The sequence below is a fragment of the Qipengyuania sp. genome (genome assembly GCF_042095715.1).
Taxonomy (GTDB): domain Bacteria; phylum Pseudomonadota; class Alphaproteobacteria; order Sphingomonadales; family Sphingomonadaceae; genus Qipengyuania.
Map to the genome: position 1 here is coordinate 15,647 of NZ_JBELMO010000033.1, position 15,055 is coordinate 30,701.

The window sequence follows — 15,055 nt, forward strand, 5'->3', positions numbered from 1 at the left end:
GCGGGGAAAACGCAGCCGTCATGCTCGACTATCCCACCTGGAAGAAAGCGTTCTACTGGGCCTTGTGCGCGATCTTCATGCTCGCTGCGCTCCCCTCGCTGCTGTCCTTCACCTCGATCCGCTGGCCCGCCGCGCTTCCCAGTCCCACGATAAATCTGGGCCTGGACCTCGCCGGCGGCAGCCATCTCCTGCTGGAAGCCGACACCGCGCAGGTCGCGCAGCAGCGGCTGGAGACGATGGAGGAATCGGTCCGCACAGCGATGCGCGGTGCAGAACCCAGGATCCAGATCGGCGACGTGTCCACCCGCGGCGGACGACTGAGCTTCATGCTTGGCAACCCGGGCGATATCGACCGGGCGCGCGAAGTGCTGATGCCGATCATGAACGGATCCGGCCTGTCGCAAGACTGGACGCTGAGCGTGGTCGATGGATCGCGTATCGTGCTGACGCCGTCCCAGGCCGCGCTTGAAGTGGCGGTGAAGGACGCGATGGATGTCGCGGTGGAAGTGGTGCGCAAGCGTATCGACGAGCTGGGCACGCGCGAGCCGACCATCCTGCGCCAGGGCGATACCCGCATCGTGGTGCAGGTTCCCGGCCTCTCCGATCCCAGCGCGCTCAAGGAGCTGCTGGGCCAGACGGCGAAGCTAGAATTTAAGCTGGTCGACGAAGGCGCGCTGCCGAGCGACGTGGCGCAGGGCATCGCCCCTCCCGGATCGCAGATATTCCCCTTCGCCGAAGGATCGCCCCAGCAGGGCACCAGCCTGGCGGTAAAGCGGCTGGGCGGCATCCGCGGTGACAATCTCGTCGGCGCCAATGCCAGCGTCGATCCGCAGACCAACGAACCGCTCGTCAACATCCAGTTCGACAGCACCGGCGGCAAGCGTTTCGCCGATCTCACCACCAAGAACGTCAACAAGCCGTTCGCGATCATCCTCGATAACGAGGTGATTTCCGCCCCCAATATCAACGAACCGATCCTGGGCGGCGCCGCCCGCATCTCGGGCAGCTTCACGCCGGAAAGCGCCAACAATCTGGCCATCGCGCTGCGCTCCGGCGCCCTGCCGGTGGATCTGACCGTGATCGAACAGCGCACGGTGGGCCCCGATCTTGGCGCCGATTCGATCCGCAAGGGCATGATCGCGATGGCGATCGGATCGCTGCTGGTGATCGTGCTGATGATTTCCACCTACGGGCGGTTTGGCATCTATTCGACCTTCGCGCTGGTGCTGAACGTGCTGATGATCCTGGGCATCATGGCCATTCTCAACACCACGCTGACGCTGCCCGGCATCGCCGGCTTCGTGCTTACCATCGGTGCCGCCGTGGACGCGAACGTGCTGATCAACGAGCGTATCCGCGAAGAACGCAAGCGCGGACGCCGCGTGGTGACCGCGATCGAAACCGGCTACAAGGAAGCCAGCCGGGCCATTTACGATGCCAACGTCACCAATCTCATCGCCGGCGCGCTGCTGTTCATCTTCGGCTCCGGCCCGGTCCGCGGCTTCGCGGTTGTGCTGGTGATTGGCCTTTTCACCTCTGTCTTCACCGCGGTTTCGATGACTCGCATGTGGGTGGCATCCTGGTTGCGCAAGGCGCGCCCGGCAGACCTGAACATCTGAGGGACTGACACGACATGAAACTTCTCAAGCTTGTCCCCGACGATACCAACATCCACTTCCTCAAGTGGCGGGTGCCGTTCTTCGTCGTCTCGCTGATCCTGATCGCGGCGAGCTGGGGCCTGGTGATGACCAAGGGCCTGAACTACGGCGTCGATTTCGCCGGCGGCCAGGAAGTGCGGCTCACCTTCACGCAGCAGCGAGAGGCGCCGATCGCCTCGCTGCGCGAATTGGTGGGCGGTCTCGGTTTCGGAGAGCCCACCATCCAGCGTTTCGGAGCCGACAATCAGGTGTCGATCCGCGTTCGCCTGCCCGAAGAGGCGGAAAACACGCCCGGTGCGGCGACCCGCATCGGCGAACAGGTGATCCAGGCGATCTCCAGCGAATATCCCGACGCCCGCCGGGATGGCAACGATACTGTTTCGGGCAAGGTGGCGGGCGAATTCCGCAGCCAGGCCGTGCAGGCGCTGCTCTTCGCCATGATTGCGGTCGCGGGCTATATCTGGCTGCGCTTCGAATGGCAGTTCGGCCTCGGCGGCCTGTTCGCCCTGTTCCACGACGTCAGTCTGACGCTGGGGATGTTCGCGCTGTTCCAGCTGGAATTCAGCCTCCAAATCATCGCCGCCATTCTGGCCATCGTCGGCTACTCGCTGAACGATACCATCGTGGTCTATGATCGCATCCGCGAAAATCTGAAGAAATACCGCAAGATGCCGCTGCCCGAGCTGCTCGATCTGTCGGTGAACGAAACGCTGGCGCGAACCGTCATGACCAGTCTCACCCTGCTGATCGCGCTGGTTCCGCTGCTGCTGTTCGGGCCGGAAAGCCTGTTCGGTCTTACCGCCGCGATCACGCTGGGCATTTTCGTGGGTACCTACAGCTCGATCTACATGGCCGCGCCGCTGCTGGTGTGGTTCGGGGTGAATAATAACAGCTTCGTCCCCACCGAAACCGCCGCGGAAAAGCAGGAGCGCATCGCGCGCGGCGAAGCCTGAGCGGCCCCGGGCCAAGGCAACCGCATTCTGTAGCAACGTCCCAAATAGGGCGGTTTTGCGCAAACCCGATGTTCGGGCATCGTGCCGGAACCGGGCACTTGGGCGCTGATGGTCCTGGGCTTCGGCCTGATCGGCGGGGGGCTGCGGTCCCCGCGGCGAGCGGCGGCGCGGCTTGCGGCCTGATCGTTCCCTTCTGACTCGTGGTGGCGGGGTGCATGGAAGGTCTCCGTCGCTGTGGGCTCGACGGGCGGGGCGGTTTACCGCTCCGTAACCAAACCGCGCATAAGGCGGCGGCCATGAAAGCCGTGCGTTTCCCGGCCGTCAGGGCATTTTCTCGCTCGCTCGGCGGGGGTGCGGCGCTGGTGGCCGCGCCAGCAGTGCTGGCGGCGCTGCTGCTGACCCCGCCCGCTGCCGGCGAGATGCTGGCCGTGCCCCTGTCGGGTGAGGCCCGCACGGCGTTGCCCGCCCTGCTTTCGCGGCCCTCCATCCGCTTGCTGGCCAAAGGGCCGCTGGAAGGCTCCTTCGTGATTCACGCGAATAGATCCACAGCACGCGAGGCGGTGGCGGGCGGCGATGTCCTGCTGCTCGCCGTGCCCGATGCGGGATGCATCGGAGCCGCCGTGTGACGCGCGAACTCGAAAGCCTGCGCCGCAGCGGCGTGGTCGGAATCGCCATCGGCGGGTGGATCGCCACTGCGGCGCTGGTCTGCCTGTCCTTGTGGATGGGGCAGGGCGCGCTGGAGGCGGCAATGGCAAGCGCGGCGATCAATGTCGCGCCCACGATCTTCGCAAGGCAGGGCCGTTCCGACGCGCTGGCGCGGATGGCCGTGGGCCTGATGGCCGCGGCGCAACCCGCGCTGCTGCTCTATGCCATGCGCGGCGCGGTGTGGCAGGTCGACATGCACATGTATTTCTTTGTGGCGCTCGCGAGCCTGACGGTGCTGTGCGATCTGCGACCGCTGGTGGCGGCGGCGTGCCTCATCGCGCTTCATCATGCAGTGCTGGCTGTGCTGGCGCCGGGCTGGGTCTTCGCCGGGGGCGGGGGGTTGCCGCGCGTCATGGTGCATGCCCTCGCGGTGGTGGCGCAGGTTTCCATCCTGGGCATCGTGTCGCTGGGCCTGACCCGGACCTTGCGACAGATCGGCACCTCGCGCGACGAGATGGCGCGCCTCGCCGACGAAGCGCGCGCGGCGCTGGAGGAAAGCAGCCACGAGCGCGCGCTGCGCGAAGCCATGCAGCACGAACGCCGCCGCGAGTTCCAGGAAGTCGGCGAAGCCTTCGACATCTCCGTCTCGCGCGTTGCGCGGGCGTTGGCCGAAACGTCGCGCATTCTGGACGAGGCGACATACGCCATCGATTCCGTCTCTTCCCGGACCGGCGAGGATGCCGTGCAGGTGGCGGCCATCGCGGAGCGGATGAGCGGGGCGGTCCAGTCGGTCGCATCGGGCATGACGGAACTGGCCAGCTCGATCGGCAATATCTCAAAGAACACCGGTGAACAGCACAGCCTGACGGACGATGCCACCAGCCGGTCGCGCGCGGGCGGCATCGCGGTGGAAGAGCTGACCGAAAGTTCGGTGGTTATCGGCCGCGCGACGCTGGCCATTGCCGAGATCGCGGACCAGACCAACATGCTGGCCCTCAACGCCACCATCGAGGCGGTGCTGGCGGGCGAGGCGGGCAAGGGCTTCAGCGTTGTGGCGCAGGAGGTGAAGATCCTTGCCGAGGAAGCCGCGCACACCGCCTCCAATATTCAGGCGCTGCTGGCCAATGTGCAGACCGGCTCCCGCAACGCGGCTGAGAACTTCGCCAGCATCGATGGCGCGATCCGCAGGCTTTCGGTCGCGGCCGCCGCGATCCGCAACGATGTGGCATCGCAGCGCCAGTTGGCCGACGGGATGGAGCAAACCACGCGCCAGACAGCGGTCGATTTCCACGAAATGGCGGCGCGCAGCGGCGAACTGGCGAAGAACGCGCGCCGCACGCAGTCGTTGTCGCACGATCTGCGCTCCGCTTCCGCCACGCTGGCGGGCAATGTCGGCGAGCTGCAGGCCTCCTCGCGCGCCTTCGTCGAACGGCTGAGCGCACTGACCCGCTAGCCCGCGCGGCAGGCAGGCTGCTGACGCCGCGCCTTGTCTTTCCGTTCCGACGCGGCAACATGCAGCCTTACGATCTGGGGGGGCTAAATGATGAGCGGACGGCATGGCGACGGCAGCGCGGGCGATGTCGATTATGGCCGCATTGGCGGCACCTACAGCCGGTTTCGCAGGCCAGACCCTTTCATTGCTGCGCAGATCCTTGCCGCGCTCGGCGATGCCAAGACGGTCCTGAACGTCGGGGCCGGGGCAGGGTCTTACGAGCCGGTGGACCGCGATGTCACCGCCGTGGAGCCATCGGCCTCCATGCGGGCGCAGCGGCCCGCCCATTTGAGCCCCGCGATCGATGCGGTGGCGGAGAACCTGCCGTTTGCAGACGCCAGCTTCGATGCGTCCATGGCCTCGGTCACCGTGCATCAGTGGTCGGACCTCGAACGCGGGCTGGCGGAGATGCGGCGCGTGACGCGCGGGCCGGTTGTCCTGCTGGTGTGCGATCCGGCGATGATGATGGATTACTGGCTGAGCGATTATATCCCCGAGGTGCGCGAGATCGAGGCCAGCCGCTTCCCGGCGATCGACCGTATCGCCGCCGCGCTGGGCGGCCCGGTCGATGTGATGCCGGTCCCCGTGCCGCTCCAATGCGCGGACGGCTTCAACGAAGCCTATTACGGCCGCCCGGAAGCCTTTCTGGACGAAGCGGCGCGCCTGGCCTGCTCAAGCTGGAGCCTGGTCCCGAAAGCGGCGGTCGACCGCTTCGTAGAGGCCCTGTCCGCCGATCTGGAGGACGGGCGGTGGGACGAGAAATACGGCCATCTGCGCACGCAGCCGTACTTCGACGGGCCGCTGCGGCTTGTAATCGGCAGGTGAGCCAGGCGCCTTAGCGCACCGGCTCCGGTTCCTGTCGCTTGATCAATTCGATCTCGTAGAGCCGGTCCCACAGCTTGCCGGTCACGAACAGGCGGCGGGCCTTTGCGTCCCAGGCGATGCCGTTCAGCACCGCATCGCGCTCCGCGCTGGTGGGCTTGGGCAGATCGCGCAGGTCGATGACGCGCCGCACCGCGCCCGTCGCCGGATCGATGCCCACCACGAAACCGGTCATCCATACATTGGCGAAAATCAGCCCGTCGACCGTCTCCAGCTCGTTCAGCATGGTCAGCGGTTTGCCACTGTAGGTCACCGGGATCGTGCGCCGCACGGCGAGGGTTTTCGGATCGAGCACGCGCAGATTGCTGCTGCCGTCGGAGGCCACCAGGGCATCCCCCAAGGTGGTGAGGCCCCAGCCTTCGTAGGGATAGCCGGTGTGGCTCTTCAGCGGGGCAAGATCCTTCAGACGCCAGCGATGGATCGCGCCATCCTTCCAGGTCAGGCTGAACAGCGTGCCGCGCAGCAGGGCCAGCCCTTCGCCGAACTGATCGGCGGGAATGGGCTGCCGGCGGATTACCTTGCCGGTCTGTAGATCGGTTTGGCGGACATCGGACTGCCCTTCGCGCCCCGTGCTCTCGTAAAGCGTGCCCTCGTGCCACAGCAGGCCCTGGGTGAACGCCTTCGGGTCGTGCGGATAGCTGGCGACGATCCGGGCATCGTAGATCTCCACCGCCGGGGCCTGTGGGGCCGGGGCGGCGGGGGTGGGGGCCGAGCTGGGCGCGGGGGCGGGCGCCGACTGCGCCGCTACCGTTCCGATGCCGATGGCGACCATCGCCGCAAGGAGGAAAGATGGGATCAAGCCGCGGCCACTTCGCTCTGACTGGGGATCGTCCGACAACGCGCTCAGCTGTCTGCCACGCTGCCGGATTGGCAGCGTGTCTTGGCCTTCCAGACGGTGTGGCCATCGACGATCTTGGTATCTTCGAAGCCGATGTCCTTGGCCAGTCGCGCACAGAAATCGCCGCCGTCCTCTGCGAGCGACGGTGCGGGCGGGGCCTGGCCGGTCAGGGAAAGGAAGATCGCGCCGGGGACAGCGGCACGAGACAGGCTTTTCATCTGGAGCTCCGAGTTTTCAGGTTATTGGCTTTATAAACCTGAAGGGTAACCGAACGGCGTTCTCATAAAGCGGCCGCGCCGGTCCTGCAATTATCTGCAAGACATGCCAGCGATATCGCCGACGGTCCAAAATGGCATTGCGTACGAGCGTTTCAGAGCCGCCGCACCAGCATCTCCGCCACCGCGATCCAGGCGGGGCTTTCGACCACCACCTGTTTTTCGCCATGGCCGGGGGGCAGGATGCCGACCTTGTCGCCACGCCGGTCGATCAGGCGGCCGAAGGCGAAGCGGCCCGCCTTGCGCGGGACCAGCACGTCACGATTGACCGCGCGGCCGGCATCTTCGGGCGCGATTTCCCGCAGCCACACCTGATCGCCGGGGCGGTATTCGCCATGCGGGTAATCCACCTGCACCACCATCAGCGCATCGCCCGCCCCGCCCATGGCGGTGGGGGGCAGGGCATCGTGGACTTTGGCCAGCGCCTCCGCCCCGCGTTCGCCCAGCGCGGCGACGACCTGCGCGGTTTGCGCCGATTCGCCGCGTACCAGCAGTTCGGGTTCCACCCCCAGCGCCGTGGCGATGCGGTCCATCCACTTGGTGCTGAGCGTGCGCATTCCGGTTTCGATGCGGCCGATGGTCTGCGGCGTGGTGGGCGGATCGCAGGCTTCGGCCAGATCCGCCAAGGTCATGCCCTTCTGCTTGCGGATGATGCGAATGCGATTGATCATGATTTCTGCCCTGAATTAACCTCTATGGTGCTTTTTTCTTTCCTACATCACCGCAACCATTGCAAGTGGAAAAGCTCGATTATCGGGAGATTCGCAGCCATGAAACCGCACCTCGTTACCCGCGAACTGACGCCTGAGGGGCCACGCCGCCGCGGGCGCCCGTCGCGCCGCCGCCGCTCGGTAACGGTCAATCTGGCGGAATCTCCAATGGGATGGCTTCATGCGCGCGGGCATTTGTCTGCCCGTCTGTTCGATGCGGGCGAGCGCCTTCGCGCGGATTACGAACGGGCCGGGCTGCCGCCGATGGTCACGATGAAGTGGGATCCGGTGCGGATCGCGGGCGGGGGCGATGCCGGGTTGTCCCCCACCGAAAGGCAGATCGCCGCGCGCGCACGCTTCGATGGCGCGATGGCGGCGGCGGGCAAGGGGCTGGACGATGTGCTGTGGCGCGTGGTCTGCGCCTGCGAAAGCTTGCCCGATGCGGAGCGCGCGCTGGAATGGCCCGCCCGCTCGGGCAAGCTGGTGCTTCGACTGGCACTGGATCGGGTGGCGGATTTTTACCGCCTTCCGGGTGAGTGAGAAGCGCGTGTTTTGGCCTGAACTTACTGTGAACTTCAAAGGATTTTCGCGCGAGTTTCCATCACTGTGCGGACCTTGGCGCGCTGTCGCCCGTTGGGCCGATGAACGCCATTCCACAGGAGACCCACAATGAAGCTTTATTATTCCCCCGGCGCCTGCAGCCTCGCCAGCCATATCGCGCTGATCGAGGGCGGCACCGATTTCGAAGCCGTGAAGGTGGATCTCTCAACGCACGAGACCGAAGGCGGGAAGGATTTCTACGAGATCAGTCCGCGCGGCTATGTCCCCCTGATCGATACCGGCGAATATGGGCTGATTACCGAAAACCCCGCCGTGCTGATGTATCTGGCCGACAAGACGCAGGGGCCGCCCAAGGGCCATGCTTTCTACGATATGCTCGAATGGATCGGCTTCATCGGTACCGAAATTCATGGCAGCTACGGCCCGCTGTTCGGCGGCGCGGACGATGCCCAACAGGCCGAAGCGAAGAAGACGCTGGCGAAGAAATATGAACTGGCGGAAAAACTGATGGACGGCAGCGAATGGCTGGTGGGCGATTCCCCCAGCGTGGCGGACAACTACCTTTTCGTCACGACGCTGTGGGCGGACAAGATGGGTGTCGATCTGCCGCAATCGCTCAAGGACTTCCGCGCGCGCAACATGGAGCGCCCGGCGGTGCAGAAAGCCATGGAGGCCGAGGGGCTGGGCTGAACCAGGCCCGCCTCAATCGTAGGCTATTCCCCTCAGCCCAGATGCGCCGCCACCGCCTCCCGCAGCCGGGGCAGCACCTCGGGCTCGAACCACGGGTTCTTGCGCATCCAGATGGTGCTGCGCCAGGCGGGGTGGGGCAGGGGGAGGAAGCGGGGCAGATAGTCCGCGAACCGGCGAACCCGCTCGGTCATGGACAGCGTCTTGGCGCCGGGCAGGTAACGGGCCTGCGCATAGGTGCCGACCAGCAGCGTCAGCCGGTCCTGTGGCAGCAGGTCCATGATCGCCGGATGCCACAGCGGCGCGCATTCGCGGCGCGGTGGCTTGTCGCCTCCGCTGGCCTTCCCGGGATAGCAGAAGCCCATCGGCACCAGCGCGACCTGCGCGGGATCGTACATCTGCCGTTTCGACAGGCCCGTCCATTCGCGCAGCCGGTTGCCGCTGGCATCGTCCCACGGGATGCCGCTCTCGTGGACCTTGCTGCCCGGCGCCTGCCCGATGATGACCAGCCGCGCGGTCGGGCTGAAGCTGGCGACGGGGCGGACCCCGTGGGGCAGATGCGCTTCGCAGTGGCGGCAGGCGGCGATCTCGGCCTGAAGCGTCATCCCTCGACCAGTTCGGCCAGTTCCAGCCAGCGTTCCTCCGCCGCCTCCTTTTCCGCGCGGGCGTTCTCTATCCCCTTGGAGATGGTGGCGAAGCGCTTAGGGTCGGAGGCATAGAGGTTCGGATCGGAAAGCAGCTGCTCCCCCTTGGCGACTGCGGCTTCCAGCTCCTCGATCCGCTGGGGAAGAAGCTCGTAGTCGCGCTGATCCTTGTAGGACAGCTTGCTGCTCGGCGGGGCGGGGGGCGCCTTCGCGGGCGCCGCCGCCTGTTCGGCCTTTACCGGGCTCACTTTGGCGGCGACCGCCTCGCGCTTGCGTGCCGCCCAGTCCTCGTAACCGCCCGCAACCACGTCCACGCTGCCCGTGCCGTCGAGCCCCAGCGTGACGGTGACAGAGCGGTCCAGGAAGTCGCGGTCGTGGCTGACGATGAGGACGGTGCCTTCGTAGTCCGCGATGACCTCCTGCAACAGGTCCAGCGTTTCCAGGTCGAGATCGTTGGTCGGCTCGTCCAGCACCAGCAGGTTCGATGCCTTGGCGAACTCGCGCGCCAGCAGCAGGCGGCTCTTCTCGCCGCCCGAAAGCACACCCACCTTCATGTCCACTATGCCGGGATCGAACAGGAATTCCTTGAGATAGCCCTGCACATGCTTCCGGTTGCCGCGCACGTCGATCCAGTCGCCGCCCTCGGCAAGCACCTGCCGCACCGTGCGGTCGGAGCTCATCAGGCTGCGCTGCTGATCGATCATCACGCCGGTCAGCGTCTTGGCGATCTCCACCGTCCCGCTGTCGGGCTCCAGCTCTCCGGTCAGCATCTTGAGCAGCGTGGTTTTGCCCGCGCCATTGGCACCGACAATGCCGATCCGGTCGCCGCGCTGGATGCGCAGGGTAAAGGGCTTGATGACGGTGCGCTCACCATAGGATTTGGTGATGTTCTCCGCCACGATCACCGACTTGGACTTGAAGTCCTCCTCGGTCGCCAGCTTCAGCTTGGCGGTGCCCGCGCCCGCGATCATGGAGGCGCGCTGGGCGCGCATCTGCCACAGCTTCTCCAGCCGGCCCTGGTTGCGCTTGCGCCGCGCGGTCACCCCGCGCTCCAGCCAGTGCGCCTCGATCTTGAGCTTCGCGTCCAGCTTCTCGGCGGCGCGGGCCTCTTCGGCATAGACCTGCTCTTCCCACGCCTCGTACCCGCCGAAGCCCACGTCCTTGCGCCGCAACGCTCCGCGGTCGAGCCAGAGCGTCGCCCTGGTCAGCCGCGTCAGAAACGTCCGGTCGTGGCTAATGACCACGAACGCACCCTTGTACCGGGTAAGCCAGTCCTCCAGCCATTCGATCGCGGAAAGGTCCAGGTGGTTGGTGGGCTCGTCCATCAGCAGCAGATCGGGTTCCTGCGCCAGTGCGCGGGCGATGGCCGCGCGCCTCCGCTCGCCTCCGCTCGCGCCCTCGCAGGCCCGGCTCATGTCGATGCCGAGCTGGCTCGCGATGGCCTCCACCTCGTGCTCGGCAGGGGCGTGCTCGCCTGCCAGCGCCCAGTCCATCAGCCTGGTATGAGCGCCGAAATCCGGATCCTGCTCCAGCGTCACGATGCGCGTTCCGGGCTTCACCTTGCGGATGCCCCGGTCGGATTCGATCTCGTCGTTTATCAGGCGGAACAGCGTGGTCTTGCCGACGCCATTGCGCCCGATCAGCGCCAGCCGGTCGCGCGGGCCGATGTGAAGGTCCAGCCCGTCGAACAGCCAGCGGCCGCCCTGCTGCAGGCCAAGGTTTTCCCAGGAGAGGATAGGTGGTTGCGCCATTGGCTGCGCGAGGTAGGGCGGGTAGGCGCCCGGAACAAGCCGGTTCAGCAGCGCGTAAGGGGTGGGGCGCCCATGGTGCCGGTCCATCCAATGGAGAAATACCGCATGAATCGAGTTCTTCTGCCTCTTGCCGCCGCAGCCGCCATCGCCAGCCCGGCCGCCGCGGCCAATGTCGATCTGGCCGCGCAGGGCCCGCTGGTCGAGCTTTCGGTGACCGAGACGGTGCGCGCGAAGCCCGATATCGCCAATATCAGCGCGGGCGTCACCACGCTGGCCCCCACCGCGGTCGCGGCGATGGAGCAGAACGCGAAGGAAATGGATGCCGTGGTGAAGCGGATCAAGTCGCTTGGCATTCCTGCCGACGACATCCAGACCCAGGGCATCAACCTCAACGCCCAGTACGATTACAACCAGCAGACCCGCAAGCAGATCTTCCGCGGTTATCAGGCGTCCAACCGCGTCAGCGTGACGCTGCGCAAGGTGCCCGATACGGGGCGTATCCTGGATGCGTTGGTCGCGGCCGGGGCCACCGACATAAGCGGCCCCGATTTCTCGATCGACGATGACACGGCGCCGCGCGCCCAGGCCCGCAAGGCGGCCTTCGACAATGCGCAGAAGCAGGCGCAGGAATATGCGCGCTGGGCCGGCTATACCGGGGTGCGCCTGTTGCAGGTGAGCGAGAACGTGCAGCCCATGCGCCCCATGCCCATGATGGACCGCGGCGAGATCGTGGTGACCGGCGCCAAGGTGTCCACCCCGGTCGAACCCGGGCTGGTGGGAACCTCCGTTACCGTGACCACCACCTTCGAAATGACCCGCTGAACCGATGGCGGCGGGGGTATTCACGGTCGGTTCAAGGGTCCGCGCGCAAGTTGGCCCCATGGTGAAGACCGTGATCCTTTCCGCCGCCGCGGCTACCCTCGTCGCAGGGGCGCTCGCCTTGCCGGTCGACGCGCAGCAGCGTCGGTCGGAGCAGGGCGAGGCGCGCAAGGAGATGGAAGCGGGCCACATCCTCAAGGCCCGCGAGATCGAAGCGCGCATCCTGCCGATGATGCGCGATGCCGAATATCTCGGCTTCGCCTACGATTCGACTGCCATGGCCTACCGCCTCAAGTTCATCCGCAAGGGGCACGTCTTGTTCGTCGATGTGGATGCGCGCACCGGAAAGATTGTTCAGAAGAGCTGGTGAGGGAAACCGCAGGTCGCGTTGACGCGTTCATGCTAAAAGCCCAATCGGGTGAAAGACCAGTCAATCGGGGGAAGACCTTCGCATGCGCATCCTGATCGTCGAGGACGAACCGACCCTCGGCAAGCAATTGAAATCGACTCTGGAACAGAACGGCTATGCCGTCGATCTCTCCACCGATGGGGAAGACGGCCATTTTCTCGGCTCTTCCGAGGATTACGATGCCGTCGTGCTCGACCTCGGCCTCCCCGAAATCGACGGGCTGACCGTGCTGGGCATGTGGCGCAAGGAAGGCCGCACCTTCCCGGTGCTGGTGCTGACCGCGCGTGACAGCTGGTCCGACAAGGTGGCCGGGCTGGACGCGGGCGCGGACGATTATCTCGCCAAGCCGTTCCAGACAGAAGAACTGATCGCGCGTCTGCGCGCGCTGATCCGCCGCGCTTCCGGCAACACCTCCAGCGAACTGACCGCGGGCGATGTTCGGCTGGACACCCGCTCTGGCCGCGTCACGCTGGCGGGCGAGCCGGTCAAGCTGACCGCGCAGGAATACAAGCTGCTGAGCTATCTGATGCACCACAAGGGCAAGGTCGTCAGCCGCACCGAGCTGATCGAGCATATCTACGATCAGGATTTCGACCGCGATTCGAACACGATCGAGGTCTTCGTAACGCGCATCCGTAAGAAGCTGGGTGCCGAAACCATCACGACGATCCGTGGACTTGGCTACAGCCTCGACGATCCCGCCGACCAGCCGCGCGCCTGAGGCCGATGCGCCGAAGGGCGATGACGCCGGCCTTGACCGCGGCGTGGGAGCGGACGGCGGCCCCGTAACCGCCATTCCGCGCCCAGGGCGGTTCGGTGCCCGCCGCAGCCTGGCGGGCCGGATGATGGCGATCGCCGCGGCATGGATCGCGATCCTGCTGCTGGCGGGCGGCTTCGCGCTGGACCGCACGCTGACCAATCTGGTCGAGCGCAACTTCGACGATCAGCTCAATTACATGCTGACCGCGATGATCTCCTCGGCCGAGATCGATCCCTTCGGCGACGTCTATTTCAATCGCCAGCTTGGCGACCAGCGCTTCCTGGAGCCGAATTCCGGCCTTTACTGGCAAATCAGCGGGAAGGGGCGCGAAGATTATCCCAGCCGCAGCCTGTGGGATCGTTCGCTGGAAGTGGACGGGGATCATCAGGACGATGACATTCACATCCACGATTCGAACCAGTTTCCCGGAGAGCCGCTGCGCGTGGCCGAACGGTCCGTCTATCTGCCGGGCAGCGACACGCAGTGGTGGTTCGTGGTGGCCGCCAGCCGCGAGGAACTGGATTACCAGATCGCGCGCATCCGCTCCATCTTGGTGTGGAGTTTCGCGGTGCTGGGCCTCGGCCTGTTCGCGATGGCGGTGTTGCAGAACTGGATCGGCCTCGGTCCGCTGCGCCGGGTGCGCGCTGCGATTCAGGACATGCGCCGCACCGGCGCGAGCCGCATCGACGAACCCCTGCCGTTCGAAGTCCAGCCGCTGGTAGAGGAAGTGAACGCGCTGCTCGCCCATACCGACCGGCAGGCGGCCGAGGCGCGCACCCATGCGGGCAATCTCGCCCATGCGCTCAAGACTCCGCTGACCGTGCTCACCAATGCCGCGACTGCCCATGCCGCGGATCTGGAGGCCACGGTGATGCGCGAGTCGCGTACCATGCAGCGCCATGTCGATCACCACCTCGCCCGCGCCCGTGCCGTGGGTCGCCGCGCGGCTGGCCATTCGCGAACCCCGGTGCGAGAGAGCGCCGAGGCGGTGCGGCGCGCGGTGGAGCGGCTCTATCCCGAAACCCGCTTCGACATCGCGGGCGGTAAGACTGCGGTAGTCGCCATCGAGCGGCAGGACCTCGACGAGATTCTCGGCAATCTGGTCGAAAACGCGGCCAAGTACGGCGGTGGCAGCGTGTTCGTGACCATCGATGCGGAACCGGGCGGCGACCTGTGCACCGTGTGGGTAGAGGACGACGGCCCCGGCATCCCCGAGCGCGAACATGCCCGCATCTTCGACCGCGGCGCCCGGCTCGATACCGGCAAGCCCGGCACAGGCCTAGGCCTCGCCATCGTGCGCGATGTCGCCGCGATCTACGGCGGCGATGTCACCTTGGGCGAAAGCGAGGATCTGGGCGGACTGCTGGTGCGGCTGCAATTGCCGCGCCGTTAGTTCGCGCCGCCGCGCTCATCCGTCGCGCGCCTGTTCGTGGTGGCGGATTACCTCGTCGATGATGAAGCGCAGGAATTTTTCGCTGAATTCCGGATCGAGGTCGGCGTCTTCCGCCAGCTTGCGCAGCCGGGCGATCTGAAGCTTCTCGCGCTGGGGGTCGGCGGGGGGCAGGGTGGCCTTCGCCTTGTAGGCCCCCACCGCCTGGGTGATGCGGAAACGCTCTGCCAGCATATGGATCAGCGCGGCATCGATATTGTCGATGCTCTTGCGGAAACCGGCCAGCACGGGATCGGGAGTGTCGCTCATCCGCGCCACGATAGCGACACATAGCGTCTTGCCAAGCAGCAGCGGGCAATCCATGTGCGCGTGCGTATGAGCGCCGACGTCGTTTCCCTGCCCGAGCGGCGCCGCGAGGACCCGCCCTCGCTCGAACCGATGCTCGCGCTCACGGCGCAGGGCATGAATTCGGTCAACGCCGTGATCCTTGACCGGATGCAGAGCGAGATCCCGCTGATCCCCGCGCTGGCCGGGCACCTGATTTCGGGCGGGGGCAAGCGCCTGCGCCCGATGCTTACGCT

The 15,055-nt window shown here is 66.0% G+C and carries 17 protein-coding genes and 2 pseudogenes; 13 read left to right on the forward strand and 6 right to left on the reverse strand.

Features of this window, described 5'->3' with window-relative positions; translation table 11 throughout:
* Positions 1-20: 20 nt before the first annotated feature.
* The 6 genes and pseudogenes from secD to ACFDTG_RS09335 all read left to right on the forward strand — a co-directional run bounded on the left by secD (position 21) and on the right by ACFDTG_RS09335 (position 5,573).
* A complete protein-coding gene (secD, locus tag ACFDTG_RS09310; protein WP_375290755.1) occupies positions 21-1,619 on the forward strand; it encodes a protein translocase subunit SecD in 1,599 nt (532 codons plus the stop codon).
* Between the two features lie 14 nt (positions 1,620-1,633).
* Positions 1,634-2,611 carry a protein translocase subunit SecF gene (secF, locus tag ACFDTG_RS09315; RefSeq protein ID WP_375290756.1) on the forward strand — a complete coding sequence of 326 codons (978 nt, stop codon included), beginning with the start codon at positions 1,634-1,636 and terminating at the stop codon, positions 2,609-2,611.
* 81 nt (positions 2,612-2,692) lie between these two features.
* A pseudogene (locus tag ACFDTG_RS09320) lies at positions 2,693-2,794 on the forward strand (PEPxxWA-CTERM sorting domain-containing protein); the annotation flags it as partial.
* A gap of 113 nt (positions 2,795-2,907) precedes the next feature.
* Positions 2,908-3,237 (forward strand): hypothetical protein, encoded by a 330-nt coding sequence (locus ACFDTG_RS09325; protein WP_375290757.1) that lies wholly within the window; start codon positions 2,908-2,910, stop codon positions 3,235-3,237.
* Complete coding sequence (locus tag ACFDTG_RS09330; protein WP_375290758.1) at positions 3,234-4,709, forward strand: methyl-accepting chemotaxis protein; 1,476 nt, start codon at positions 3,234-3,236, stop codon at positions 4,707-4,709. The genes ACFDTG_RS09325 and ACFDTG_RS09330 overlap by 4 nt, the downstream gene beginning before the upstream one ends.
* 87 nt (positions 4,710-4,796) lie before the next feature.
* Complete coding sequence (locus ACFDTG_RS09335; protein WP_375290759.1) at positions 4,797-5,573, forward strand: class I SAM-dependent methyltransferase; 777 nt, start codon at positions 4,797-4,799, stop codon at positions 5,571-5,573.
* A gap of 10 nt (positions 5,574-5,583) precedes the next feature.
* Here ACFDTG_RS09335 and ACFDTG_RS09340 read toward each other — a convergent pair whose 3' ends face one another.
* The 3 genes from ACFDTG_RS09340 to ACFDTG_RS09350 form a co-directional block, all read right to left on the reverse strand.
* The gene (locus tag ACFDTG_RS09340) at positions 5,584-6,402 is read right to left on the reverse strand and encodes a glutaminyl-peptide cyclotransferase (protein ID WP_375290760.1); all 819 of its coding nucleotides are present in this window, start codon (positions 6,400-6,402) and stop codon (positions 5,584-5,586) included.
* Between the two features lie 71 nt (positions 6,403-6,473).
* The gene (locus ACFDTG_RS09345; protein WP_375290761.1) at positions 6,474-6,686 is read right to left on the reverse strand and encodes a hypothetical protein; all 213 of its coding nucleotides are present in this window, start codon (positions 6,684-6,686) and stop codon (positions 6,474-6,476) included.
* 152 nt (positions 6,687-6,838) lie between these two features.
* Positions 6,839-7,414: a helix-turn-helix domain-containing protein gene (locus ACFDTG_RS09350; RefSeq protein ID WP_375290762.1), complete on the reverse strand. Its 576-nt coding sequence runs from the start codon at positions 7,412-7,414 to the stop codon at positions 6,839-6,841.
* Positions 7,415-7,513: 99 nt separating this feature from the next.
* Between ACFDTG_RS09350 and ACFDTG_RS09355 the strand changes: the two genes are divergently transcribed.
* Together ACFDTG_RS09355 and ACFDTG_RS09360 are read left to right on the forward strand one after the other, a co-directional pair.
* The gene (locus ACFDTG_RS09355; protein ID WP_375290763.1) at positions 7,514-7,993 is read left to right on the forward strand and encodes a DUF6456 domain-containing protein; all 480 of its coding nucleotides are present in this window, start codon (positions 7,514-7,516) and stop codon (positions 7,991-7,993) included.
* A gap of 129 nt (positions 7,994-8,122) precedes the next feature.
* Positions 8,123-8,704 (forward strand): glutathione binding-like protein, encoded by a 582-nt coding sequence (locus tag ACFDTG_RS09360; protein WP_375290764.1) that lies wholly within the window; start codon positions 8,123-8,125, stop codon positions 8,702-8,704.
* A gap of 32 nt (positions 8,705-8,736) precedes the next feature.
* Here the strand turns inward: ACFDTG_RS09360 and ACFDTG_RS09365 are convergent, their stop codons facing one another.
* Together ACFDTG_RS09365 and ACFDTG_RS09370 are read right to left on the reverse strand one after the other, a co-directional pair.
* Complete coding sequence (locus ACFDTG_RS09365) at positions 8,737-9,306, reverse strand: uracil-DNA glycosylase family protein (RefSeq protein ID WP_375290765.1); 570 nt, start codon at positions 9,304-9,306, stop codon at positions 8,737-8,739.
* Positions 9,303-11,096 carry an ABC-F family ATP-binding cassette domain-containing protein gene (locus tag ACFDTG_RS09370; protein WP_375290771.1) on the reverse strand — a complete coding sequence of 598 codons (1,794 nt, stop codon included), beginning with the start codon at positions 11,094-11,096 and terminating at the stop codon, positions 9,303-9,305. The genes ACFDTG_RS09365 and ACFDTG_RS09370 overlap by 4 nt, the downstream gene beginning before the upstream one ends.
* A gap of 105 nt (positions 11,097-11,201) precedes the next feature.
* Here ACFDTG_RS09370 and ACFDTG_RS09375 point away from each other — a divergent pair, with 105 nt between their 5' ends.
* From ACFDTG_RS09375 to ACFDTG_RS09390, 4 genes are all read left to right on the forward strand, one after another.
* Positions 11,202-11,918 (forward strand): SIMPL domain-containing protein, encoded by a 717-nt coding sequence (locus tag ACFDTG_RS09375; RefSeq protein WP_375290766.1) that lies wholly within the window; start codon positions 11,202-11,204, stop codon positions 11,916-11,918.
* Between the two features lie 4 nt (positions 11,919-11,922).
* Positions 11,923-12,285: a hypothetical protein gene (locus ACFDTG_RS09380; RefSeq protein ID WP_375290767.1), complete on the forward strand. Its 363-nt coding sequence runs from the start codon at positions 11,923-11,925 to the stop codon at positions 12,283-12,285.
* 82 nt (positions 12,286-12,367) lie between these two features.
* Positions 12,368-13,045: a response regulator transcription factor gene (locus tag ACFDTG_RS09385; RefSeq protein WP_375290768.1), complete on the forward strand. Its 678-nt coding sequence runs from the start codon at positions 12,368-12,370 to the stop codon at positions 13,043-13,045.
* A complete protein-coding gene (locus ACFDTG_RS09390; RefSeq protein WP_375290769.1) occupies positions 13,002-14,477 on the forward strand; it encodes a sensor histidine kinase in 1,476 nt (491 codons plus the stop codon). The genes ACFDTG_RS09385 and ACFDTG_RS09390 overlap by 44 nt, the downstream gene beginning before the upstream one ends.
* A gap of 15 nt (positions 14,478-14,492) precedes the next feature.
* Here the strand turns inward: ACFDTG_RS09390 and ACFDTG_RS09395 are convergent, their stop codons facing one another.
* Positions 14,493-14,783, reverse strand: coding sequence for a chorismate mutase (locus ACFDTG_RS09395; RefSeq protein ID WP_375290772.1), 291 nt, complete (start codon positions 14,781-14,783; stop codon positions 14,493-14,495).
* Positions 14,784-14,849: 66 nt separating this feature from the next.
* Here ACFDTG_RS09395 and ACFDTG_RS09400 point away from each other — a divergent pair.
* Positions 14,850-15,055 (forward strand): annotated as a pseudogene (locus tag ACFDTG_RS09400) (polyprenyl synthetase family protein); the annotation flags it as partial.